We start from the raw sequence: 23,680 nt of genomic DNA on the forward strand, positions 1-23,680 counted from the left end.
GGGGGAGCGCGGGGAGCGGGGTCCCGCCCGGTGGCGGCGCGCGGCGCGGCCCGGGCGGCGGCTGGCCGGAATACCGCTCTTGCCCGCCGCGGCGGGCGGTCCCCATAATCCCCACCAGCTTGGCAGGTGCATGCCATTGAGCATTCCCCGTGCACCCGCCCGGCGGACAACCCCCCACGAAAGGAAGCACGTTGAAGTCTCTCAGGAAGTACGGCGTCATCAGAAGACTGCTCACCGTCGCCGCGGTCGCCCTCGCCACCGTCTCCCTCCAGCCGACGGCCGCACACGCCGCCCCCGCACCCGTCGTCGGCGGCACCCGCGCCGCCCAGGGCGAATTCCCCTTCATGGTCCGCCTCTCCATGGGCTGCGGCGGCGCCCTCTACACCCAGAACATCGTCCTGACCGCCGCGCACTGCGTGAACGGCTCCGGCACCAACACCTCCATCACCGCCACCGCCGGCGTCGTGGACCTCCAGAGCAGCAGCGCCGTCAAGGTCAAGTCCACCAAGGTGCTCCAGGCCCCCGGCTACACCGGCAAGGGCAAGGACTGGGCCCTCATCAAACTCGCCTCGCCCATCGCCCTGCCCACCCTGAAGATCGCCACCAACACCACCTACAACAACGGCAACTTCACCGTCGCCGGCTGGGGCGCCACCCGCGAAGGCGGCGCACAGCAGCGCTACCTGCTCAAGGCCACCGTCCCCTTCGTCGACGACGCCACCTGCAAGCAGGCGTACGGCAGCGACCTCGTCCCCGGCGACGAGATCTGCGCCGGATTCGTCGCCCAGGGCGGCGTCGACACCTGTCAGGGCGACTCCGGCGGACCCATGTTCCGCAAGGACGACACCGGCGCCTACCTCCAGGTCGGCATCGTGAGCTGGGGCGAGGGCTGCGCCGAGCCCGGATACCCCGGCGTCTACAGCGAGGTCTCGACCTTCGCCGCCGACATAGCCAGGGCGGCCGCCGGTCTCTGACCCCGCCCGCCGCACGGCCCGCCCCACCCGCACGACCCCCTGCGCGCGGCGCCCGCGACCCCGGTCGCGGGCGACCGCCGCACGGTGCGTCCCCTCGGGATCGAGCCCCCGCGCGCCACGTAGGGTTGGCTGTCATGACCACCAGCACGCCCCAGGAAGCCGGCCCCGACGTCCGCGCGGAGCTCGCCCGGCTGCGCGACAGCATCGACAACATCGACGCCGCCGTCGTCCACATGCTCGCCGAACGCTTCAAATGCACCCAGCAGGTCGGACACCTCAAGGCCGCCCACCAGCTGCCGCCCGCCGACCCCTCCCGCGAGGCCCACCAGATCGCCCGGCTGCGCCGCCTCGCCGAGAGCGCCAAGCTCGACCCGGCCTTCGCCGAGAAGCTGCTGAACTTCATCATCGCCGAGGTCATCCGGCACCACGAGCGCATCGCGGACGACGCGGGCGGCGCGCCGACCACCCCGACCGGCCCGACGGGCACAGCCGGCACGACCGGTACAGCCGCCCCGGCCGGTACGGCGGACACGGCCGATACACGGGAGTGACGGCGCCGGGCCGCCACCCCGCCGCCCCGGCCGCAGCCCGTGACCAGGTGGCGTCAATGCGCATTTACCGGACCACCCCTGTGTCCTGACCCCGCCATCGGGCAGCATGGCCTCATGTCCGTACTGACGCGCGACGAAGCGCAGACCCGTGCCGATCTCCTCGACGTCCACCACTACGGGATCGAACTCGACCTGACCGGAGGGGGCGAGACCTTCGACTCCCTGACCGTCATCCGGTTCACCGCCCGCGCCGACGCGGACACCTTCGTCGAGATGAAGCCCGCCGAACTGCGCTCCGTCACCCTGGACGGCCGGCCCCTCGACCCCACGACCCTCCACGAGAACCGGCTCCCCCTCAAGGCGCTCACCGCCGGCGAGCACGAACTGCGCGTCGACGCCTCCATGCGCTACTCCCGCACCGGGGAGGGCATGCACCGCTTCACCGACCCCACCGACGGCGAGACCTACCTCTACACCCAGCTCTTCATGGAAGACGTCCAGCGCGTCTTCGCCGCCTTCGACCAGCCCGACCTCAAGTCCGTCTTCGAGCTCTCCGTCACCGCCCCCGAAGGCTGGACCGTCCTCGCCAACGGCGTCACCGAACACCTCGGGGACGGCCACTGGAAGGCCGCCCCCACCCCGCTGATCTCCACCTACCTCGTCGCCGTCGCCGCGGGCCCCTGGCACTCCGTACGCACCGAACACGGCGGCCTGCCCTTCGGCCTCCACTGCCGCCGCTCCCTCGCGCCGTACCTCGACGCCGACGCCGACGAGATCCTCGACGTCACCCGCGCCTGCTTCGACCGCTACCACGAGAAGTTCGAGGAGCCCTACCCCTTCGACTCCTACGACCAGGCGTTCGTCCCCGAATTCAACGCCGGCGCCATGGAGAACCCCGGCCTCGTCACCTTCCGCGACGAGTTCATCTACCGCTCCGCCGTCACCGACACCGAGCGCCAGACCCGCGCCATGGTCATCGCCCACGAAATGGCCCACATGTGGTTCGGCGACCTCGTCACCCTGCGCTGGTGGGACGACATCTGGCTCAACGAGTCCTTCGCCGAGTACATGGGCTACCAGACCCTCACCGAAGCCACCCGCTTCACCGACACCTGGGTCGACTTCGGCGTCGCCCGCAAATCCTGGGGCTACGACGCCGACCAGCGCCCCTCCACCCACCCCGTCGCCCCCGACCCGGACGCCGTCCCCGACACCGCGTCCGCCATGCTCAACTTCGACGGCATCTCCTACGCCAAGGGCGCCTCCGCCCTGCGCCAACTCGTCGCCTGGCTCGGCGAGAAGGACTTCCTGGCCGGCATCAACACCCACTTCGCCCGCCACAGGTTCGCCAACGCCACCCTCGCCGACTTCATCGACAACCTCGCCTCCGCCACCGAACGCGACGTCCACGCCTGGGCCGACGCCTGGCTGCGCACCACCGGCGTCGACACCCTCACCCCCGAGATCACCGAAGCCGGCGGCCAGTGGCACCTCACCGTCGGCCACCAGGGCAGCCGCCCCCACCGCATCGCCGTCGGCGCCTACGACACCGTCCCCGGCGAGGACACCCGGCTCACCCTGCGCGACCGCTTCGAACTCGACGTCCCCCAGGGCGACGTGGCCGACCCCCGGCCCGGCCGCCGCCCCGACCTGCTCCTCCTCAACGACGGCGACCTCACCTACGCCAAGGTCCGCTTCGACACCAAGTCCTTCCAGACCGTACGAGCCGCCCTCGGCGGCCTCCCCGACCCCCTCACCCGGGCCGTCGTCTGGAACGCCCTGCGTGACGCCGTACGCGACGGAGAACTCCCCGCCACGGCCTACATCGAGACGGCCCGCACCCACCTGCCGCGCGAAACCGACCTCGCCGTCGTCCAGGGCGTCCTGACCTTCGCCACCGCCCACGTCGCCGACCGGTACCTGAACCCCGAGCAGCGGGCCACCGCCCTCGCCACCCTCACCGACCTGTGCCGCGACCTCATCCGCCGCACCGAGGACGGCTCCCAGCCCGGACTGCGCCTGACCGCCGTACGCCACCTCATCGACGTCGCCGTGCACCCCGACACCATCAGCGCCTGGTTCTCCGAGGGCACCGTCCCCGGCGGCCCCGAACTCGACCCCGAGCTGCGCTGGCGCATCCTCGGCCGGCTCAGCGTCCTCGGCGCCGTCGACGACGCCGTGATCGACGCCGAACTCGTCCAGGACCCCAGCGCCACCGGCCAGGAGGGCGCCGCCCGCTGCCGCGCCGCCCTGCCCGACCCCCAGGCCAAACGCGCCGCCTGGGACGCGATGTTCGCCACCGACGACCTCTCCAACTACCTGTTCACCGCCACCGCCCAGGGCTTCTGGCAGCCCGAACAGGCCGGCCTCGTCCACGACTACGTCGAGCGCTACTGGCCCGACGCCGTGGCCGTCGCCGAACGACGCGGCCCCGCCATCGCCGAAGCCGCCGGACGCTGGGCCTTCCCCGCCAGCGCCGTCACCCCCGAGACCCTCGCCCTCGGCGAGAGCTGCCTGCGCGACGCCGACCTCATCCCGGCCCTGCGCCGCAAGCTCACCGACCAACTCGACGACCTCGCCCGCGCGTTGCGGGTCCGGCAGGCCTGACGGCCGACCACCAGCCGCACACAGCGGAAACCAGACGCGAACCCGGACGCCGGACCGCTGCCCCCGCAGCCGTCCGGCGTCCGGCGTGTCCGGCCCCCGTCACACAAATTCCTCCGTACGGCAGTACCCCCGCCGGGGCCGAATCGTTGTCCTTGGCGGGCGCACCTGCCCAAAACACGCACACGCCGGGAAGGGCCCCGCCGCACGTCCACCGGAGGACACCGATGAGCACGCCGCCCCTCGCCTCAGGCCCCGAAGGCCCCGACGCACTGCGGCCGTTGCTCGACACCGTCCTGCACGCACTCGCCGAAGGCACCACCGCCCGCGGAGGCCCCCTTCCCGCCGGAGGACCCGAACAGGTCGCCGAGCGCCTGCGCACCGCCCTCGGCGACCCCCTGCCCCACCACGGCAGCCCCGACGCCCTGCACACCGTCGTCCGCGCCCTCGCCGAAGGCTCCGCCGACCCCGCCGACCCCCTGTGCGCGGCCCACCTGCACTGCCCGCCCCTGGCCGTCGCCACCGCCGCCGACCTCGCCGCCTCCGCGCTCAACCCCTCCCTCGACTCCTGGGACCAGGCCCCCGCCGCCTCCGAAATCGAGGCACTCCTCACCCGGGCCCTCGCCCACCTGGTCTACGGCGACCCCGACACCCCGCACACCTCAGACGCGAGGGGCACGCGGGGCACACGGGGCACGGAGGGCACACGGGGCACGGAGGGCACACGGAGCGACGCCCTCGTCACCACCGGCGGCACCGAATCCAACCAACTCGCCCTCCTCCTCGCCCGCGAGAAACACCACGGCGTCCAACTCATCGTCGGAGCCAACGCCCACCACTCCCTCCACCGCGCCGCCTGGCTCCTCGGCCTCCCCGAACCCGTCGTCCTCCCCGCACCCGCCGGCACCCTCGACCCCGCCGCCCTCGACAGCGCCCTCAGCGCCCTGCGCGGCCCCCTCCTCGTCGCCGCCACCGCCGGCACCACCGACGCCGGACTCATCGACCCCCTGCCCGACATCGCCGACCTCTGCGCCACCCACGGCGCCCGCCTCCACATCGACGCCGCCTACGGCGGAGGCCTCCTCTTCAGCGACCGGCACCGCACCAAACTCGACGGACTCGCCCGCGCCGACACCGTCACCCTCGACCTGCACAAACTCGGCTGGCAGCCCGTCGCCGCCGGACTCCTCGCCGTCCGCGACCCCGCCGACCTCACCCCCCTCACCCACCGGGCCGACTACCTCAACGCCGACGACGACACCGAAGCAGGCCACCCCGACCTCCTCGGCCGCTCCCTGCGCACCACCCGCCGCCCCGACATCCTCAAGATCGCCGTCACCCTCAAGACCCTCGGACGCCACGGCATCGGCACACTCGTCGACCAGGTCTGCGCCCACGCCCACGAACTCGCCGACCTCACCGCCGCACACCCCGGCTTCGAGCTCTACGACCACCCCGTCATCAGCACCGTCCTCTTCCGGCCCCAAGGCGCCACCGACGACACCGTCGCCGCCGTACGCCGCACCCTCCTCGACCAAGGCCGCGCCGTCCTCGGCCGCGCCACCCTCGACGGCCGCCGCTGGCTCAAAGCCACCCTCCTCAACCCCCACACCCGGCCCGGCGACCTGGCCACGCTCCTGAAACTGGTGGAAGGACACACCCCCCGATGAGACCGACACCTCACCCCCAGCGCCCCGACGCCGACACACCCCGCGACCTGGTCGGCATCGGCATCGGCCCCTTCAACCTCTCCCTCGCCGCCCTCGCCCACCCCCTCACCGAACTCGACACCGTCTTCTACGAACAACGCCCCGGCTTCGACTGGCACCCCGGCCTTCTCATCGACGGCGCCACCCTCCAAGTCCCCTTCCTCGCCGACCTGGTCACCCTCGCCCACCCCACGAGCCCCTGGTCCTTCCTCAACTACCTCAAGGACCGCGACCGCCTCTTCCCCTTCTACTTCGCCGAGCGCTTCCACATCCAACGCGCCGAATACGACGCCTACTGCCGCTGGGTCGCCGACAACCTCCCCGGACTCCGCTTCGCCCACCAGGTCGACACCGTCCGCTGGAACCCCGAACACGAGCTCTTCGAAGTCGACTTCACCCAGCTCGACGCCCACGGCCAGGCCCAGGCCCTCGGCCGCACCCACACCCGCAACATCGTCCTCGGCGTCGGCACCGCCCCCCACATCCCCGAACCCCTCAAACCGCTGGTCGAGGCCCCCGACGCACCCGTCATCCACGCCGCCGACTACCTCAAACACCGCGACCGGTTCCTCACCGCCGACCACATCACCGTCATCGGCGCCGGCCAGTCAGGAGCCGAGGTCTTCCTCGACCTCCTCCGCAACCGCCCCACCGGAAAAGAAAGGATCCACTGGCTCGCCCGCACCGAGGCCTTCGCACCCATGGAGTACTCCAAACTCGGCCTCGAACACTTCACCCCCGACTACACCCGCTACTTCCACGCCCTCACCGAACCCGTCCGCGACCGGCTCCTCGCCGCCCAGTGGCAACTCCACAAAGGCATCGACGCCGACACCATCGCCGCCATCCACGACGAGCTCTACCGCCGCACCCTCCACGGCGGCTGGCCCGACGCCGTCCTCACCCCCGCCGTCACCGTCCGCACCGCCGGCCGCATCGCCACCACCAAGATCGAACTCCACCTCGAACACACCCAGCAAGGCACCCGCTCCCGCCTCACCACCAACGCCGTCGTCCTCGCCACCGGCTACCGCGAACGCCCCATCGCACCCCTCCTCGCCGGACTCGACCCCTACCTCCGCCGCGACAACGCCGAACGCCCCGACATCGACAACCAGTTCCGCCTCGTCCTCGACCCCACCGTCACCGGCCGCGTCTACGTCCAGAACGCCGAACTCCACACCCACGGCGTCGGCACCCCCGACCTCGGCCTCGCCGCCTGGCGCAGCGCCACCATCCTCAACTCCCTCACCGGCAAAGACCCCTACCCCCTCCCCGGCCGCACCGCCTTCACCACCTTCGGCCTCGAACACGCCCCCCGCGTCCCCGCCGCCCGCCAGGAACCCCGGACCCTCACCCCCCTCACCCCACTCGTCCCCCTCATCCCCCTCGTCGAAGGACGATGACCACCCCCACATCCCCTCATCGGACGAGCCCCGCCGATCGGTTCACACACAGGCCGGGATTCCCCGACCGCCTTGCACCACCGCCCAAGACAAACGGCGCCGACGCGAGAAACCGCGCCGACGCCGCCGACCTGAACCACCACCGCCCTAGAACACGGGCACACCCTCACGCGTCAGCTTCCAGTCCACCGACGCGAACTCCTTCGGGTCCAGCACACCCTTCGCCGTGACCCACTCCGCGATACGCGTCCGGATCTCCGTCGACTCCGACCACACCTCGGTCGCCGAAGCGACATGCGGAAACGCGCCGCCACCATTGGCACGGTAGTTGTTCACCGCGAACACGAACTGCTGAGAGTCATCCAACGGCACACCGCCGTATGTCAGGTTCTTGATCCGCGAACCCTCCGCCTGCGCGATGTCGATGTCGTACGCGAGCCCCGACACATAGTCGTAGTTGTAGTCCGGACGACTGTTCGCGTTCGTCAGCTTCTCCGTGTCGACCACCGCACCCACCGGGGTCTGCACGAAATAGTTCGCCGAATACTCCAGGTACGCCCGCACCTGCGCACCCGTCAACACCTTCGCCACCAGCGTGTTGTCGTACACATACAGACTCGACAGGTCCCGTATCGTCACGTCACCCGCCGGGATCTCCGACGTCCGCGAGAACGGCGACGCCTGCGCGATCACCGGCAGCGACGCGTACTGCGTCCCCACCAGCGCCGCCCGCACCACGTCCTCCTGCACCTTGGTGATCAGATCGATGATCGGAGCGTCCTTGTAACGCGCCTCCACCGTCGTCAACGTCTCCGTCGCCGCACCGACCACCTGGTTGACGTACGCCACCACCACGTCGTGCTCGTCCTTCAGCAGCCGCGTGATCTTCGGGTCGTCCGCCACCGAGTTCGTGTTGCGCACCGAGGCCGCCACCGACTCGACCGTCCAGCGCCCCTTCTCGAAGACCAGCGCGAAGTCGAACACCGACATCCGCTCCGCGTACGCCAGCGGCTCCGACAGCACGACGGTCTTCCCCGTCGCCGTGTTCGTGACCTTCAGCTCCGGGATCTCCAGATGCGCGTGACCCACCAGGATCGCGTCGATCCCCGGCACCTGCTGCGCCACCAGCGCCGCCGAATTCTCCACGTACGGCACCTGGTCACCGTACGACGACGTACCCGACGCACCCGAATGCGCCGACACGACCACCACGTCCGCACCCATCGACCGCAGCTTCGGCACCCACTTCGCCGCCTGCTCCTCAAGGCCCGGGAACGTCAACTTCCCCTGCACGTAAGCCTTGTCCCAGATCGCGATACCGGGGTTCGTCAGACCCAGCACCGCCACCTTCACCGGCGGCGCGCCGTGGACGTGGAACTCCTTCATGAAGTACGGAGGGAACGCCGGCTTCAGCGTCTTCGCGTCCAGCGCGTTCGCGCCCAGCAACGGGAAACGGCACTGCGACTCGAACTTCCGCAGCGTCTCGATCCCGTAGTTGAACTCGTGGTTGCCGAGCGCCACCGCGTCATACCCGATCGCGTTCATCGCCTGCGCCATCGGATGCACCGGACCACCCTTGGCGGTGATCGGATCCACCTTCGCGTAGTAGTACGTCAGCGGCGTGCCCTGGATCGTGTCACCGGCGTCCAGGAGCAGCGTGTTGCAACGCCCCTTCTCCGCACGGATCTCGTTCACCAGCGTCGAGATGCGCGCCAGACCCTGAGCGTTACCCGCCTTGTCCGCGTACTCCGCGTCCTTGAAGTAGTCCCAGTTGAAGACATGACCGTGCAGATCGGTCGTCCCCATGACCGTCAGCTCGTACCGCTTCACCGGCCGGCCCCCCTTCGCCCTCTCCGCGGCCTGCGCCACCGGAGCCGCGCCCACACCCGCGAGCGCCACCCCCGCACCCGTCACGGCGGACTCTTTCAGAAACTTCCGGCGATTCAACGGCATGGCTCGAACTCCTCGGGAAATTGGTCAACGACGCGCGTAGATTCTGACCCAACACCCGCCCCCGCAAAAGACCCTGGAGGTTTCCATCTCGTGGCCGTACGGCGCCACGGACCCCCCACCCCCTGACAGAGTGGGACGTATGACCCCCGACATCGCCCCCGCCACCCACCCGACCCCACCCGCCGTCCCCTACGGCACCCCCGACACACCCCGCATCGCCGTCCGAGGCGAAGCCCGTCTCGAAGTCGACCCCGAGATCGCCCGCATCACCATCACCGTCACCGCCCGCGGCAAAGACCGACGCGAAACCCTCGCCGACCTCACCCGCCGCAACACCCTCGCCCTCGACCTCGTCAAAACCTACGGCGACGCCGTCGAACGCCTCGAAACCAGCGCCCTCACCATCACCCCCGAACTCGGCCGGCACGGCCGCGGAGAACGCGTCCGCACCCACCACGGCCTCGTCCACATCACCGCCGAGCTCAACGACTTCACCGCACTGGGCGAACTCACCACCGCCCTCGCCGACCTCGACCTCACCCGCGTGGACGGCCCCTGGTGGGCCCTGCGCCCCGACTCACCCGCCCACCGCACCGCACGTCAACAGGCCGTCCGCGAAGCCGTCCAACGCGCCCGCGAATACGCCGAAGCCCTCGACACCACCCTCACCGCACTCGTCGAACTCGCCGACACCGGCGCCGAGGACACCCACCCCCGAGTCCCCCAGAGCACCCGCGCGCTCAGCCGGGCCGCCTACGGCGCCGCCCCCACCGAGGACGAGCCCGCCCCCCTCGACCTCGAACCCCAACGCCAGCACGTCCGCGCCCAGGTCGACGCCCGCTTCACCATGGCACCGCCACGGCTCTAGTCACACCTGAAAACATCACGGAAAGTCACCACGAGACTCTTCCGCGCACCCACCCACCGCCCGACGCACACTGGACGGACACGGGCGGAGGAACGCGCCGATCGCACCGAGAACCATGCCCTGCTCATCGGAGCGGCACGGCGCCCAATTCAACAGTTGTCAATAACCCTTCACGCAAAGGTTGTTGAGTAGTCATGCGCGACCAATTCTCTACCGACCGGTAAGGCCTAGGCTCACATCATGCGCCGAGCGAAAATCGTCTGCACACTGGGCCCCGCCACCGACACGTACGACCAGATCAAAGCCCTGGTCGAAGCCGGAATGGACGTAGCCCGCTTCAACCTCAGCCACGGCACCCACGCCGACCACGAGGAACGCTACCGACACGTCCGAAAGGCCTCCGACGAAACCGGCCGCAGCGTCGGAATCCTCGGCGACCTTCAAGGCCCGAAGATCCGCCTCGGCCGCTTCACCGAAGGCCCCGTACTCCTTGAACGCGGAGACACCTTCACCATCACCGTCGAAGAAGGCGCCGAAGGAGACCGCGACCACTGCGGAACCACCTACGACGGACTGGCAACGGACGTCACTCCCGGTGAACGCGTCCTCGTCGACGACGGCAAGGTCTGCCTCGAAGTCACCTCCGTGGACGGCCCCCGCGTCCACACCACCGTCATCGAAGGCGGCATGGTCTCCGACCACAAAGGCCTCAACCTCCCCGGCGTCGCCGTCTCCGTCCCCGCCCTCTCCGACAAGGACGAGGACGACCTCCGCTGGGCCCTGCGCACCGGCTTCGACGTCATCGCCCTCTCCTTCGTCCGCAGCGGCAAGGACATCGACGACGTCCACCGCATCATGGACGAGGAAGGCCGCCGCCTCCCCGTCATCGCCAAGGTCGAAAAACCCCAGGCCGTCGACAACATCGACGACATCGTCGCCGCCTTCGACGGCATCATGGTCGCCCGCGGCGACCTCGGCGTCGAAATGCCCCTGGAACAGGTCCCCATCGTCCAGAAGCGCGCGATCAAACTCGCCAAGCGCAACGCCAAGCCGGTCATCGTCGCCACCCAGATGCTCGACTCGATGATCGAGAACTCCCGCCCCACCCGCGCCGAAGCCTCCGACGTCGCCAACGCCGTCATCGACGGCACCGACGCCGTCATGCTCTCCGGCGAGACCAGCGTCGGCAAATACCCCATCGAGACCGTCAGGACGATGTCCCGCATCGTCGAGGCGGCCGAAGAGGACATCCTCGCCAAGGGGCTGCCGCCGCTGACCGAACGCAACAAGCCCCGCACCCAGGGCGGCGCCGTCGCCCGAGCCGCCGCCGAGATGGGCGACTTCCTCGGCGCCAAGTTCCTCGTCGCCTTCACCCAGTCCGGCGACACCGTCCGCCGCCTCTCCCGCTACCGCTCACCCATCCCCCTCCTCGCCTTCACCCCCACCCCCGCCACCCGCTCCCAGCTCAACCTCACCTGGGGCGTCGAAACCTTCCTCGGCCCCCACGTCGACTCCACCGACGCCATGGTCGACCAGGTCGACGAACTCCTCCTCAAGTACGGCCGCTGCGCCAAGGGCGACATCGTCGTGATCACCGCCGGCTCCCCGCCCGGAGTCACCGGCTCCACGAACCTGGTCCGCGTCCACCACGTGGGCGAGGACGACAGCCCCAAGTAGCCGGAAGCGGGGCCTTCTCCGTCGCCGGTCAGTACTTGGGGCCCACGTGGGCGTCCATGAGGGCTACGGAGGCTTTGCGGGCGATGGAGATGTTGCGGCAGTTCGGCTGTTTCCAGTCGACGCCGACCGCGTCGAGGGTGTCGGTGAAGAGGCGCATGATGTCGGACGACTTGTTGGTGAAGAAGTACCGGGGGTACTCGTAGCGCTTCGTTTCCCCGGCGACGAGGCGCGTCGTCCAGTTGGTGATCCGGCAGCCGTCCGAGTGGATGAGCCCCCGGACGAACTCCCAGGGGTGGGCATCGACGATTCGCCGCCGCCAGGGTTCGAGAGTGATCTCGCGGTCGTGCTTCTTGCCGGGGCCATGTTGGGGGAACAGGCAGGGCCAGTGCTTGCTGCAGCAGGTGACGTATTGGCACCCCGCGCTTTGGACGCGGAACACCTTGCAGTCGGGGCGAACCAATTGCATCGCTGCCGCGCAGGCGTCGATCAGACCGGGCCAGGCGTCGGCGCACGCGATGCGAAGAAAGTAGACGCCTCTTCTCAGGAAGCTGACGCAGCCGTCGCCGAGATAGAGCCCCAGTAAACAGGTGTACGCGGCGGGCTCGTCAGGCTCCCCTGGGATGGCGCGGCACCTTGGGCAGGGCTGTGAACGGTTGCCGTCGAGGGGCTCGACGCGTATCTGCCATGAACGGATGGCGGCTCGGGAGATCCCGGTTTCCTTGCTCACCGAGTTCAGGCTGCGCCCCTGGCTCACAAGGGCAAGAGTCCGCTTTCGTGTGCCCATGTCGTACATATGGCCACTGTGTGCACGGGAGACGTGCGACACGCAGCAAAAAGCGGATGTTCACCAGAAAGGGAACATCCGCTTTGAGTGGCGACCTTGGAATCGAAGGAAAAGTGCCCCAGGTGGGATTCGAACCCACACTGTCCGCTGTTTGAGAGCGGCCTCTCTAACCGATTGGAGTACTGGGGCCTTAGAAAGGAAGGAGTACGGTGCCCCCTCGCGCCACTACTTTACCGCAGCTAGGTAGGCTCTTGTCAGCAGTCCCCGCCCTGAACGAGGAGCCCCCGTGACCGCCCCCGAGTCGCCCCAGCCCGTAGACGCGCCCGACGACGACAAGTCGCACGTGCCTCCGCTGACGACCCGTGTCGTCATCGCCGAGGACGAGGCGCTGATCCGTCTCGACCTCAAAGAGATGCTCGAAGAAGAGGGCTACACCGTCGTAGGTGAGGCCGGTGACGGTGAGCAGGCCGTCGAGCTGGCCCGGGAGCACAAGCCCGACCTGGTGATCCTCGACGTGAAGATGCCGAAGCTGGACGGCATCTCGGCGGCGGAGAAGATCGCCGAGGAGTCGATCGCCCCGGTGCTGATGCTGACCGCGTTCTCGCAGCGCGACCTGGTCGAGCGGGCCCGTGACGCGGGCGCGATGGCGTACCTGGTGAAGCCGTTCAGCAAGAGCGACGTGGTGCCGGCGATCGAGATGGCGGTGTCCCGGTTCGCGGAGTTGAAGGCGCTGGAGGGTGAGATCGCGGATCTCACGCAGCGTCTGGAGACGCGCAAGCTGGTGGACCGCGCGAAGTCGGTGCTGCAGACGGAGTACGGCCTGACGGAGCCGGCGGCGTTCCGGTGGATCCAGAAGACGTCGATGGACCGGCGTATGTCGATGCAGCAGGTGGCCGAGGCGGTCATCGAGGACGCCGAGGAGAAGAAGGCGGCGAAGGGCTAGTTCAGCCCTCTGTCGTAGAGAGCTTGGTCCGCCTGGTCATGGCGGAACGGAAGAGGCCCGCACCCCTGACGGAGGTGCGGGCCTCTTCGTGTGTGCGGCCGGGCCGCGGTGGATCAGTCCTCGCCGAGGTACGCCTTGCGGACGGACTCGTCGTGGAGGAGGTCCTGGCCGGTGCCGGAGAGGACGATGCTGCCGACCTCCATGACGTGGGCCTGGTCGGCGAGGGAGAGCGCCGCCTGGGCGTTCTGCTCGACGAGCAGGATGGTCGTCCCGGACGCCTTGAGTTCCGCGATGGTGGCGAGGATCTTCTGCATCATGATCGGCGAGAGGCCCATGGAGGGTTCGTCGAGCATGAGCAGCTTGGGCTGGGACATGAGGGCGCGTCCCATGGCGAGCATCTGCTGTTCGCCGCCCGAGAGGGTGCCGGCGGCCTGCTTACGGCGTTCTCCCAGGATGGGGAAGAGGTCGTAGGCGCGCTGGATGTCCCTCTCGATGCCCGCCTTGTCGCTGCGGAGGAAGGCTCCGAGCTGGAGGTTCTCCGCGATGGAGAGGCGGGGGAAGATGTGGCGTCCCTCGGGGGAGTGCGCGAGTCCGAGGGCGACGATCTTGTGGGCGGGGATGTTGGCGAGGGGCTGGCCGTCGAAGAGGATGCGGCCTCCGCTGGGCTTGAGGAGCCCGGAGAGGGTGCGCAGGGTCGTCGTCTTGCCGGCACCGTTGGTGCCGATGAGGGTGACGATCTGGCCGGCTTCGACGGTGAAGGAGATGCCCTTGACGGCTTCGATCTTGCCGTAGGCGACCTTGAGGTCTTCGACCTCGAGCAGTGCGGTCACTGGGCGGTTCCTTCCTTGCTGGTGCTGCTGCCCTGCGCGTCGGATGCGTCGGACGCGGTGGGGGCGTCGGAGTCGTCGGCCGGGGTGGCGTCATCGGGCTCCGCGGAGGCCTCGGGGGCCTTGTCGGTGTCCGTGCTGTCCTCGGCCGCCGGGGTCTCGCCGGCTTCCTCGGTCTTCGGAGCGGTGTCCGTCGCGGTCACGGCTTCGGCGGTTCCCGCCGCTTCCGCGGCCTCGACCTCGGCCAGCTCCTCCTCGCCCGGGGCGCCCTCGAACGGGGTGCCCAGGTAGGCGGCGACGACGCGCTCGTCGCCCTGGACGACCTCGGAGGTGCCTTCGACGAGCTTTTCGCCCTGGACGAGGCAGGCCACGCGGTCGGACAGGTTGAAGATGAAGCGCATGTCGTGCTCGATGACGAGGACGGCGATGCCCCGGTCGCGGATGGCGAAGACGAGTTCTTCGGTCGCGCGGGTTTCCTGGGGGTTCATGCCGGCGGTGGGCTCGTCCAGGAGGAGCAGGCCCGGCTCGCTCGCCATCGCGCGCGCGATCTCCAGCTTGCGCTGTTCGCCGTAGGGGAGGTTGCGGGAGAGGTGGTCGGCCTTGTGGGCGAGGCCGATGAACTCCAGCAGTTCCATGGCGCGTTCGCGCGAGGTGGCCTCTGCCTTGCGGAAGCCGGGGCCGCGAAGGAGGGCGGACCAGAGGCCTTCCTTGGTGCGGGTGTGGCGTCCGACGAGCACGTTTTCCAGGACGGTCATGTTGGCGAAGAGCCGGATGTTCTGGAAGGTGCGGGCGATGCCTGCGCTGGTGACGAGGTGCGGCTTGGGGGGCAGCACCGTGCCCTTGTAGGCGACTTTGCCCTCGGTGGGGACGTAGAGGCCGGTGAGGCAGTTGAAGAAGGTGGTCTTGCCCGCGCCGTTGGGGCCGATGAGGCCGACGATCTCTCCGGCGTTGACCGTGAGGTCGACGTTGCGGACGGCGGTGAGGCCGCCGAAGCGCATGGTGACGCCGGTGGCTTCGAGGACGGGGCTGGGGGCTGTGGTGGTGGTCATGTTGGTTACGCCCCTGCCTTGGTGACGCCGACGGTGGAGTCGGGCAGGCCTTGTTCGGGGATGTGGACGGTCTCGTCGCTGTCGTCGCTCTCGTGGAATTCGAGCTGGTTGCGACGGTTGGCGATGATGCCTTCGGGGCGGAAGCGCATGAGGACGACGAGCGCGACGCCGAAGGCGAGGAGTTGGTACTCCCTGAGGAACTGGAGCTTCTCAGGGAGGAGGTAGAGCAGGGTGGCGCCGAGGATGGGTCCGCTGACGGTGCCCATGCCGCCGAGAACGACCGCCGCGAGGAGGAAGGCGGAGTTCGGGGGGACGGAGCCGGCGAACTGGTACGGGGCCGGGTTGACGCTGTAGCCGACGTGGGCGCTGACCGTTCCGGCGAGGCCGGCGAGGGAGGCGCCGAGGGCGAAGGCGACGAGCTTGACGCGGAAGCCGTTGATGCCCATGGCGGTGGCGGCGGTCTCGTCCTCGCGGATGGCGATCCAGGAGCGGCCGATCCGGGAGTCGGCGGCGCGGGAGAAGACGACGACCACGAGTCCGGTGATGAGCAGCATCAGCAGGAAGTAGTTGGCGAAGCGGCCGAGGACGTGGCCGGCGACGTCGTGGGAGGCACCGAAGTCGAACCCGAAGATGTTGAGGTCCGGGATCATCGAGATGCCGTTGGGGCCGTTGGTGATGTTGGGTCCGGAGGCGCCGTCGAGGTTGTTGACGGCGATGCGGAAGATCTCTCCGAAGCCCAGGGTCACGATGGCGAGGTAGTCGCCGCGCAGTCGCAGGGTGGGGGCGCCGATGAGGACGCCGAAGACGAGCGACGCGGCCATGCCGGTGAGCATGGCGGCCCAGAAGGGGAACTGGACGCCGGAGAAGCGGGAGAACTCGGAGCCGGAGACGAGGGCCGCGGCGTAGGCGCCGACGCCGAGGAACGCGACGTATCCGAGGTCGAGGAGTCCGGTGAGGCCGACGACGATGTTGAGGCCGAGGGCGACGGTGCCGACGACGAGGATGCTCACACCGAGGTTGGAGTTGTGCTCGTTGTCCGCGACGTAGGGGAAGATCGCCGCGGCCAGGAACGCCATGGTGGTGGCGAATCCCTTGTGGCGGGCGTTGAGCTGGGCGAAGCGGTCGAAGAGTCCGGCGGTCTGGAGGGCCCAGGCGCCGAAGACGACGAGGAGCAGGTAGCCCAGGAACGTTTCGCTCGCGTCGGGGTCGACGCCGATGCCGTACGTGAACGCGGTGAGCGCGACGGCGGTGGCGGCGGTGATGACGAGGCGCTCAACCCAGGCGGCCAGCTTGGCGGCCGGCGGGATGAGGTCGGGCTTGGTGACGTAGTCCTTGAAGGTGTCACCGGGCTTGGGGAGTGCCAGGGTGCCGAGGAGGGCGATCAGGGAGCCGACGGCGGCGACGTAGGCGCCGGGGTCGAGTGCGACGAGGCCCTTGAGGTCGACGGCGATGGCGATGGCGCTGAACCAGCTGACGGCGAACGCGGAGGCGGCGGCGAGGACGACGGGCTGGGTGGCGCCCGCCGGGTTGAGCCAGCCGAGGCCGCGGACGTTCCAGAGGGTCAGGGCGAAGAGGAGGGTGAGCGCGCCGGCGACGATGTCGAGGACCTGGAGTCCGGCCGGGGAGCCGTAGTAGGTGAGGTCCCCGGGGAAGTCGGACGTGTAGGTCCAGGACATGAACGTGCTGGCGATGGTGGCGATGGCGCCGAAGGCGATGAGGGCGCGGGCGGCGCTCTCGGGGAGTGCGATCAGGCCGCGCTCGGAGGTGGTGGTCTCGGTGGTTGCCATGGTGCTCACGCCCTGTCCGCGACGCGTTCGCCGACGAGGCCTTGTGGCCTGAACAGCAGTACGAGGATGAGGAGTACGAAGGCCCAGACGGAGGACCAGCCGCCGCCGCCGAGCTGCTGCATGCCCGGGATGCCGTCGATGTAGCTGGTGGCCATGGTCTCGGCGAGGCCGAGGACGAGGCCGCCGATCATGGCGCCGTAGATGTTGCCGATGCCGCCGAGGACGGCCGCCGTGAAGGCCTTGAGGCCCATCTGGAAGCCCATGTCGTACTTGACGGTGCCGTAGCGCAGGCCGTAGGCGATGGCCGCGACGGCGGCGAAGAAGCCGCCGATGGCGAAGGCGATGACGATGATGCGGTTGGTGTCGATGCCCATGAGCTGTGCGGTGTCAGGGTCCTGCGCGGTGGCCTGCATGGCGCGGCCGGTGCGGGAGAGGCTGACGAACAGCGCGAGGGCCGCCATGCACAGGGGGGCGGCGATGATGACGAAGACGGAGCCGCTCTGGATGCTGACGGAGCCGATGTGCATGGTGCCGAAGGGAAGCTGGGGGAACTTCAGGTCGGTCTTGGCATCGGGGTAGGTGTTGAAGACGATCTGCTGGAGGGCCAGGGACAGACCGATGGCGGTGATGAGGGGTGCGAGGCGTGGCGCTCCGCGCAGGGGGCGGTAGGCGAAGCGTTCGGCCCCGACGGCGATGAGGACGGAGACGATTCCGCCTCCTATCAGCATCGCTGGGAGGGCTATCCACATGGATGTGCCGTTTGGCAGAACGTACAGGTAGACCGAGAGTGCGCCGAAGCCGCCGGTCATGAAGATCTCGCCGTGGGCGAAGTTGATGAGCTGGACGATGCCGTACACCATCGTGTAGCCGATGGCGATCAGCCCGTACATCGAGCCGAGGAACAGCCCGTTGGCCAGCTGCTGCGGCAGGGTGTTCACCGCGTGGCCTCCATGTGGTGGGGAGAGTTGATCAGGGCGTATGAAGCGGGCCGCGCGGTGACGTGTGGTCGTGGCCGCGCGGCCCTGTGGTTGTGCTGAGGGCCTGTCCGGTGGATCGGACCGGGCGGGTGGCGCCGGTTGGGGCGCCGTTGCCTGGTGGTGGACCGATCCATCGGAGTGGCCCGGGTGGTGCTTGATCAGCCGTTGAACGTGCCGCTCTTGACGGCCTTCCACTTGCCGTCGACGACCTGGTACACGGTGAGCTGCTTGTTGGTGGTGTCGCCGTACTCGTCGAAGGAGACGGGGCCGGCGATGCCGTCGAACTTGGTCTTCTGGACCTCGGCGACGATCTTGGCGCGGGCGCCGTCCGGGATCTTGCCGTCCTTCACCACAGCGCCGATGGCCTTGATGATGGCCGTGGCGGCGTCGTAGGAGTAGCCGCCGTAGGTGCCGTAGTCGCCCTTGAGGCCGGACGCCTTGTACTTCTTGATGAAGTCGGCGGCGGAGGCCAGGGAGTCGACGGGCTGGCCGACGGAGGTGACGAGGTCACCTTCGGAGGGCTTGCCGGCGGTCTGGATGTAGGTGTCGGAGAACATGCCGTCGCCACCGAACAGCGGGATCTTGACTCCGCCGTCCTTGAGCTGCTTGGTGAGCTTCTCGGACTCGTCGTACTGGCCGCCGTAGTAGACGAGGTCGGCCTTGGAGTTCTTGATCTTGGTGACGAGGGCGGAGAAGTCCGTGTCGCCGGTGTTGACGTGGTCCTCGCCCGCGAGCTTGCCGCCGGACTTGGTGAAGCCGGCCTTGAAGAGCTTGGCCAGGCCGGCACCGTAGGTCTGCTTGTCGTCGACCACGTACACCTTGCGCTTCTTCAGCGTGTTGTATGCGTAGTCGGCCGCGAAGCCGCCCTGGAGGGCGTCGGTGGTGGCGGTGCGGAAGTACGTCTTGAACGGGCGGGACTTGGCGGTCTGCCAGTTCTTGCCCTGGGTGAGCTCCGGGGCGGTGTTGGACGGCGAGATCTCGACGAGGCCTGCGGTGTCGAAGACCTGCTGCATCTGGGTGGCGACGCCGGAGTTCAGCGGGCCGACGACGCCGAGGACCTTGTCGTCCTGGACGAGCTGGGTGGCGTTGGCCTGGCCGGAGGCCGGGATCGCCTTGTCGTCGAGCGCCTTGACCTTGAAGGTCACGCCGGGGACGGTGTTGTTCTTGTTGGCGTCGTCCACGGCGATCTGGACGCCGCCCTGGATGCCGAGACCGGTGGCGGAGTTCTGACCGGTCAGCGGCGCGTCCACGCCGATGATGATCTCGGTCTTCTTGTCGCTCTTGCTGTCGCCGCTGTCGTCGCGCGAGCCGCAGGCGGTCAGCGTGAGTGCTCCTGTCGTGAGCACGGCGGTGAGTATGACCATAGAACGCTGTCGCACGTTGAATCCTCTCCCTGGCGCGGCACCCCAGGGTGGGGGCCGTGTTTCTCGCCGGGCCGTACTGGGTGAAGCAGGGCCGTGCAGTGACGCGCCCGGCGGCGCGGTGACTGGCCGTGACTATAAGCGCAGGTTGGGGGGGTGGGGAGGAGCGTGGGGAAGGCTGTGACGCTCTTGTTATCCGGGGGGTGCCTCGTGGGGCGTGGGGCGGACGATCGGAGCATTTCGGCGTGTTGGCCGGGGGCGGTTGTGTGTTCGCATGGCGAGAACGCGCTGTTCCGGGTTGATGGCGGATACCGGAAGCTGCAGGCGCGGTGGCGGTTCGGGGAGCCGCTCGGGGCGCGGTGTCACGCGGCTCGTGGCGCGGTGATTGCTTTATTGCGGCAGAGGTAACCGACTGTTACCGCCGCGTGATGTGGTCGTCGGCACCCTGGCCGGGTGAAGTGGGTGTGCGGAAGGGCCTGTTGGGGAAGCGGGGGCCGCGTGGTCCGGCCCTCGGGCCGAGCGGCCCCGTGCCGCCGAAGTGAGGCTTTGCTGTTGCTGTGCGTTGTCGCCGCGGACGGACCGGTCGGCGTGGGGGGCCTCGGCGGCGGGCGGCGGGCCGGCGCGGTTGTATACGACGCCGCGCAAGGCGATGAGGCGGGGGTTTTCCGGCCTTCACTGTCCGTGGCAGCGGGGGCGGGTCTTCGCGCTCAACTCGGCGGTTCCGATGCCTACTTGGTGGGGGCCGGCGGCAGTGTCGCGGGCGGTGCCGGCCCCGAAGCGGAAGGAAGCGCTCGTGCCGTCGGGGCGGTTGCGGCGGGGAGCTGTGCGATCGGTGGTCACGGGTAGTGGCCGAGGCGGGGCGGCGGGGGCTCCGGTTGCGATCGCGATGACGGTCCGGGCCCGGCTGGGTCGCGTCCCAACGGGCGCCGAGGGGCGGAGGGTTGGCCTTCGACGGATCCGCGGATCGGGAGGGGCGGCGAATCCCTGGGGGCGGCGAATCTCCGGAGGGACCGCGAACTTCTGGAAGGTCCGTGAACCTCTGGACGCTCCGTGAAGCCCTGGGCTCGGCGAGCACGTTCGTGGCGGCCCCGGAGTGCCGGGGACGGGCCCGGGGCAATGCTGTGTCTGTGCTGTGCACCCCCTGAGGGCCCCGGAGAGCCACTGGAGGGCCTCCGGGGTGCCCCCGGACGGTTCGCGTGCCCCGGAGGGCCTGGGAGTGCCCCGGGGGTCCGTGCGCCCCGGAGGGCTTCGGGGTGCCCCGGGGCCGTCCGGGCGTCAGCTCTGGGGTGCGTCCTTGAGGATGCAGGTGAGGCGGGCGCTGCAGACGCGCTTGCCGTCCTCGCCGGTGATGACGATCTCGTACGTCGCCGAGGTGCGCCCGCGGTGGACGGGTGTGGCCACGCCGGTGACGAGGCCGGAGCGGACGCCGCGGTGGTGGGTGCAGTTCAGGTCGACGCCGACGGCGATCTTGGTGATGCCGCCGTGGAGCATGGCGCCGACGGAGCCGATGGTCTCGGCGAGGACGGCGGAGGCCCCTCCGTGGAGGAGGCCGTAGGGCTGGGTGTTGCCCTCGACGGGCATGGTGCCCACGACGCGGTCCGCGGAGGCCTCGATGATCTGGACGCCCATGCGGTTGCCGAGGTGGCCCGCGGAGAAGAGCGCCGGCAGGTCGACACCGAGTGCGGCGTACTCGTCGATGACCCCTTGCGGGAACTTCGGGGTGTGCTGTTCGCCCATGGCGCCCGGCTCCGTTCGTCGTGGACCACTTCGTCGTGGATGTCCTCGCTGAGCGAACGCTCAGTCGGCTGTCGATTGTTCCAGACGGACGACCACGGATTTGCTGGCGGGGGTGTTGCTGGTGTCGGCGGTCGAGTCGAGCGGGACCAGGACGTTGGTCTCGGGGTAGTAGGCGGCGGCGCAGCCGCGGGCGGTGGGGTAGTGCACGACGCGGAAGCCGGGGGCGCGTCGTTCGACGCCGTCCTTCCACTCGCCGACGAGGTCGACGTACGAGCCGTCCGCGATCTTCAGTTCGCGGGCGTCGTCGGGGTTGATGAGGACGACGCGGCGGCCGTTCTTTATGCCCCGGTACCGGTCGTCGAGTCCGTAGATGGTGGTGTTGTACTGGTCGTGCGAGCGCAGGGTCTGCAGGAGCAGGCGGCCTTCGGGGAGTTCGGGGTGTTCGACGGGCGCGGCGGTGAAGTTGGCCTTGCCGGTGGCCGTCGGGAAGCGGCGTTCGTCGCGGGGGGCGTGGGGGAGGGCGAAGCCGGCGGGGTCGGCCACGCGCGCGTTGAAGTCCTGGAAGCCGGGGATCACGCGGGCGACGCGGTCGCGGATGGTCGCGTAGTCCTTCTCGAACTCTTCCCAGGGGGTGGTGCTGGCCTCGCCGAGGACCCTGCGGGCGAGGCGGGCGACGATGGCGGGCTCGGACAGCAGGTGGGGGCTCGCGGGCTCCAGGCGCCCGCGTGAGGCGTGCACCATGCCCATGGAGTCCTCGACGGTCACGAACTGTTCGCCGCTGTCCTGGAGGTCGCGTTCGGTGCGTCCGAGGGTGGGCAGGATGAGGGCCCGGGCGCCGGTGACGACATGCGAGCGGTTCAGCTTGGTGGAGACGTGCACGGTCAGCCGGGCGCGCCGCATGGCCGCCTCGGTGACCTCGGTGTCGGGGGAGGCGGCGACGAAGTTGCCGCCCATGGCGAAGAAGACCTTCGCGTCGCCGTCGCGCAGGGCCCGGATGGCCCGTACGACGTCGTAGCCGTGTTCGCGGGGCGGCTTGAAGCCGAACTCCTTCTCCAGGGCGTCGAGGAAGGCGGGGGCAGGGCGTTCGAAGATGCCCATGGTGCGGTCGCCCTGGACGTTGGAGTGTCCGCGGACGGGGCAGACGCCGGCTCCGGGGCGGCCGATGTTGCCGCGCAGGAGCAGGAAGTTGACGACTTCGCGGATGGTGGGGACGGAGTGCTTGTGCTGGGTGAGGCCCATCGCCCAGCACACGATGGTGCGCCGTGAGGCGAGGACCATCTTGAGGGCCTCGTCGATGCTGTCGCGGGTGAGCCCTGTGGCGGTGAGGGTCTCTTCCCAGTCGGCGGCGCGGGCGGCCTGGGCGAAGTCCTCGAATCCGTGGGTGTGTTCGGCGATGAACGTGTCGTCGAGGGCGCCCTCGGTGTCGAGGATCAGTTTGTTCAGCAGGCGGAAGAGGGCCTGGTCGCCGCCGAGGCGGATCTGGAGGAAGAGGTCGGTGAGCGCGGCGCCCTTGAGCATGCCCTGGGGGGTCTGCGGGTTCTTGAAGCGTTCCATGCCCGCTTCGGGCAGCGGGTTGACGGTGATGATCTTCGCGCCGTTGGCCTTGGCCTTCTCCAGGGCGGAGAGCATGCGCGGGTGGTTCGTGCCGGGGTTCTGGCCGGCGACGATGATCAGGTCGGCGCGGTAGAGGTCGTCGAGCAGGACGCTGCCCTTGCCTATGCCGATGGTCTCGTTGAGGGCCGAGCCGGACGACTCGTGGCACATGTTCGAGCAGTCCGGCAGGTTGTTGGTGCCGAGCTCGCGGGCGAAGAGCTGGTACAGGAAGGCGGCCTCGTTGCTGGTGCGGCCCGAGGTGTAGAAGAGGGCTTCGTCGGGGGAGCCGAGCGCGGCGAGTTCCTCGGCGACGATGTCGAAGGCGCGTTCCCAGGCGATGGGCTCGTAGTGGTCGGCGCCCTCGGCCAGGTACATGGGGTGGGTGAGGCGGCCCTGCTGGCCGAGCCAGTAGCCGCTGCGGCCGGCGAGGCCGGAGACGGGGTGCGCGGCGAAGAAGTCGGGGGTCACCCGGCGCAGGGTGGCTTCCTCGGCGACGGCCTTCGCGCCGTTCTCGCAGAACTCCGCGGCGTGCCGGTGCTCGGGCTCGGGCCAGGCGCAGCCCGGGCAGTCGAAGCCGTCCTTCTGGTTGACGCGCAGGAGGGTGAGGGCGGTGCGGCGCACGCCCATCTGCTGCTGGGCGATGCGCAGGGTGTGTCCGATGGCGGGGAGCCCGGCCGCGGCGTGCTTCGGTCCGGCTACCTGCGGAGCGTCCTGGACCGGATCGCTTTTCGGCGGCTTGCTGGCCATCGCTGAACCCCTTCGCGTGCGCACGTCGGTGTGCGTGTCTTCGTACCGCTTCGATCCTCGCACGCGTGACCGGCAGCGAAGGCCGTGGGTTGGGGGAATGCGGGGCGGGGAGGGGGTGTGCCGGACCGGGACG

General features: G+C 69.5%; 17 protein-coding genes and 1 tRNA gene. 8 read left to right on the top strand and 10 right to left on the bottom strand.

Annotated elements, in window-relative coordinates:
• Positions 1-191 precede the first annotated feature (191 nt).
• The 5 genes from ACF07B_RS05120 to ACF07B_RS05140 all read left to right on the top strand — a co-directional run bounded on the left by ACF07B_RS05120 (position 192) and on the right by ACF07B_RS05140 (position 7,244).
• Positions 192-974: a S1 family peptidase gene (locus ACF07B_RS05120; RefSeq protein ID WP_392177768.1), complete on the top strand. Its 783-nt coding sequence runs from the start codon at positions 192-194 to the stop codon at positions 972-974.
• Positions 975-1,108: 134 nt separating this feature from the next.
• The gene (locus ACF07B_RS05125) at positions 1,109-1,525 is read left to right on the top strand and encodes a chorismate mutase (protein WP_392177769.1); all 417 of its coding nucleotides are present in this window, start codon (positions 1,109-1,111) and stop codon (positions 1,523-1,525) included.
• A 114-nt stretch (positions 1,526-1,639) separates the two neighbouring features.
• Positions 1,640-4,132, top strand: a complete 2,493-nt coding sequence (gene pepN / locus ACF07B_RS05130; RefSeq protein ID WP_392177770.1) for an aminopeptidase N — start codon at positions 1,640-1,642, stop codon at positions 4,130-4,132.
• Between the two features lie 224 nt (positions 4,133-4,356).
• On the top strand, positions 4,357-5,799 hold the full coding sequence (locus ACF07B_RS05135) for a pyridoxal phosphate-dependent decarboxylase family protein (protein ID WP_392177771.1): 1,443 nt from the start codon (positions 4,357-4,359) through the stop codon (positions 5,797-5,799).
• Entirely contained in the window at positions 5,796-7,244 is a 1,449-nt protein-coding gene (locus tag ACF07B_RS05140) for a lysine N(6)-hydroxylase/L-ornithine N(5)-oxygenase family protein (protein WP_384236866.1), read from the top strand. Before ACF07B_RS05135 ends, ACF07B_RS05140 begins: the two co-directional genes overlap by 4 nt.
• A gap of 147 nt (positions 7,245-7,391) precedes the next feature.
• Here ACF07B_RS05140 and ACF07B_RS05145 read toward each other — a convergent pair whose 3' ends face one another.
• Entirely contained in the window at positions 7,392-9,197 is a 1,806-nt protein-coding gene (locus ACF07B_RS05145) for a 5'-nucleotidase C-terminal domain-containing protein (protein ID WP_392177772.1), read from the bottom strand.
• A gap of 139 nt (positions 9,198-9,336) precedes the next feature.
• Between ACF07B_RS05145 and ACF07B_RS05150 the strand changes: the two genes are divergently transcribed.
• Together ACF07B_RS05150 and pyk are read left to right on the top strand one after the other, a co-directional pair.
• Positions 9,337-10,065, top strand: a complete 729-nt coding sequence (locus tag ACF07B_RS05150; RefSeq protein ID WP_392177773.1) for an SIMPL domain-containing protein — start codon at positions 9,337-9,339, stop codon at positions 10,063-10,065.
• A gap of 240 nt (positions 10,066-10,305) precedes the next feature.
• Positions 10,306-11,742, top strand: a complete 1,437-nt coding sequence (gene pyk / locus ACF07B_RS05155) for a pyruvate kinase (RefSeq protein ID WP_362404015.1) — start codon at positions 10,306-10,308, stop codon at positions 11,740-11,742.
• Positions 11,743-11,770: 28 nt separating this feature from the next.
• Here pyk and ACF07B_RS05160 read toward each other — a convergent pair whose 3' ends face one another.
• Together ACF07B_RS05160 and ACF07B_RS05165 are read right to left on the bottom strand one after the other, a co-directional pair.
• Positions 11,771-12,535: a transcriptional regulator gene (locus ACF07B_RS05160; RefSeq protein WP_392177774.1), complete on the bottom strand. Its 765-nt coding sequence runs from the start codon at positions 12,533-12,535 to the stop codon at positions 11,771-11,773.
• Positions 12,536-12,640: 105 nt separating this feature from the next.
• Positions 12,641-12,715 (bottom strand) — tRNA-Leu (locus ACF07B_RS05165).
• 97 nt (positions 12,716-12,812) lie between these two features.
• Between ACF07B_RS05165 and ACF07B_RS05170 the strand changes: the two genes are divergently transcribed.
• A complete protein-coding gene (locus ACF07B_RS05170; RefSeq protein WP_326788388.1) occupies positions 12,813-13,469 on the top strand; it encodes a response regulator in 657 nt (218 codons plus the stop codon).
• Positions 13,470-13,582: 113 nt separating this feature from the next.
• Here the strand turns inward: ACF07B_RS05170 and ACF07B_RS05175 are convergent, their stop codons facing one another.
• From ACF07B_RS05175 to ACF07B_RS05205, 7 genes are all read right to left on the bottom strand, one after another.
• Positions 13,583-14,299, bottom strand: coding sequence for an ABC transporter ATP-binding protein (locus ACF07B_RS05175; protein ID WP_369483409.1), 717 nt, complete (start codon positions 14,297-14,299; stop codon positions 13,583-13,585).
• On the bottom strand, positions 14,296-15,345 hold the full coding sequence (locus ACF07B_RS05180; RefSeq protein ID WP_392177775.1) for an ABC transporter ATP-binding protein: 1,050 nt from the start codon (positions 15,343-15,345) through the stop codon (positions 14,296-14,298). Before ACF07B_RS05180 ends, ACF07B_RS05175 begins: the two co-directional genes overlap by 4 nt.
• 5 nt (positions 15,346-15,350) lie before the next feature.
• Positions 15,351-17,132: a branched-chain amino acid ABC transporter permease gene (locus ACF07B_RS05185; RefSeq protein WP_392177968.1), complete on the bottom strand. Its 1,782-nt coding sequence runs from the start codon at positions 17,130-17,132 to the stop codon at positions 15,351-15,353.
• 5 nt (positions 17,133-17,137) lie between these two features.
• Complete coding sequence (locus ACF07B_RS05190) at positions 17,138-18,070, bottom strand: branched-chain amino acid ABC transporter permease (RefSeq protein ID WP_369483411.1); 933 nt, start codon at positions 18,068-18,070, stop codon at positions 17,138-17,140.
• 197 nt (positions 18,071-18,267) lie between these two features.
• A complete protein-coding gene (locus ACF07B_RS05195) occupies positions 18,268-19,473 on the bottom strand; it encodes a branched-chain amino acid ABC transporter substrate-binding protein (RefSeq protein ID WP_362404140.1) in 1,206 nt (401 codons plus the stop codon).
• 1,272 nt (positions 19,474-20,745) lie between these two features.
• On the bottom strand, positions 20,746-21,207 hold the full coding sequence (locus ACF07B_RS05200) for a hotdog fold thioesterase (protein ID WP_355983770.1): 462 nt from the start codon (positions 21,205-21,207) through the stop codon (positions 20,746-20,748).
• A gap of 60 nt (positions 21,208-21,267) precedes the next feature.
• Positions 21,268-23,547, bottom strand: a complete 2,280-nt coding sequence (locus ACF07B_RS05205) for an FdhF/YdeP family oxidoreductase (RefSeq protein ID WP_392177776.1) — start codon at positions 23,545-23,547, stop codon at positions 21,268-21,270.
• Between the last annotated feature and the right edge of the window lie 133 nt (positions 23,548-23,680).

It is taken from the genome of Streptomyces sp. NPDC015532, assembly GCF_043078065.1.
Taxonomy (GTDB): Bacteria; Actinomycetota; Actinomycetes; order Streptomycetales; family Streptomycetaceae; genus Streptomyces.

What these genes read in the sequence shown, in the direction of transcription:
- ACF07B_RS05125 (WP_392177769.1), top strand. Translation starts at nt 1,109, where the DNA reads ATGACCACCAGCACGCCCCAGGAAGCCGGCCCCGACGTCCGCGCGGAG.
- pepN (WP_392177770.1), top strand. Translation starts at nt 1,640, where the DNA reads ATGTCCGTACTGACGCGCGACGAAGCGCAGACCCGTGCCGATCTCCTC.
- ACF07B_RS05135 (WP_392177771.1), top strand. Translation starts at nt 4,357, where the DNA reads ATGAGCACGCCGCCCCTCGCCTCAGGCCCCGAAGGCCCCGACGCACTG.
- ACF07B_RS05140 (WP_384236866.1), top strand. Translation starts at nt 5,796, where the DNA reads ATGAGACCGACACCTCACCCCCAGCGCCCCGACGCCGACACACCCCGC.
- ACF07B_RS05145 (WP_392177772.1), bottom strand. Translation starts at nt 9,197, where the DNA reads ATGCCGTTGAATCGCCGGAAGTTTCTGAAAGAGTCCGCCGTGACGGGT.
- ACF07B_RS05150 (WP_392177773.1), top strand. Translation starts at nt 9,337, where the DNA reads ATGACCCCCGACATCGCCCCCGCCACCCACCCGACCCCACCCGCCGTC.
- pyk (WP_362404015.1), top strand. Translation starts at nt 10,306, where the DNA reads ATGCGCCGAGCGAAAATCGTCTGCACACTGGGCCCCGCCACCGACACG.
- ACF07B_RS05160 (WP_392177774.1), bottom strand. Translation starts at nt 12,535, where the DNA reads ATGTACGACATGGGCACACGAAAGCGGACTCTTGCCCTTGTGAGCCAG.
- ACF07B_RS05180 (WP_392177775.1), bottom strand. Translation starts at nt 15,345, where the DNA reads ATGACCACCACCACAGCCCCCAGCCCCGTCCTCGAAGCCACCGGCGTC.
- ACF07B_RS05185 (WP_392177968.1), bottom strand. Translation starts at nt 17,132, where the DNA reads ATGGCAACCACCGAGACCACCACCTCCGAGCGCGGCCTGATCGCACTC.
- ACF07B_RS05195 (WP_362404140.1), bottom strand. Translation starts at nt 19,473, where the DNA reads ATGGTCATACTCACCGCCGTGCTCACGACAGGAGCACTCACGCTGACC.
- ACF07B_RS05200 (WP_355983770.1), bottom strand. Translation starts at nt 21,207, where the DNA reads ATGGGCGAACAGCACACCCCGAAGTTCCCGCAAGGGGTCATCGACGAG.
- ACF07B_RS05205 (WP_392177776.1), bottom strand. Translation starts at nt 23,547, where the DNA reads ATGGCCAGCAAGCCGCCGAAAAGCGATCCGGTCCAGGACGCTCCGCAG.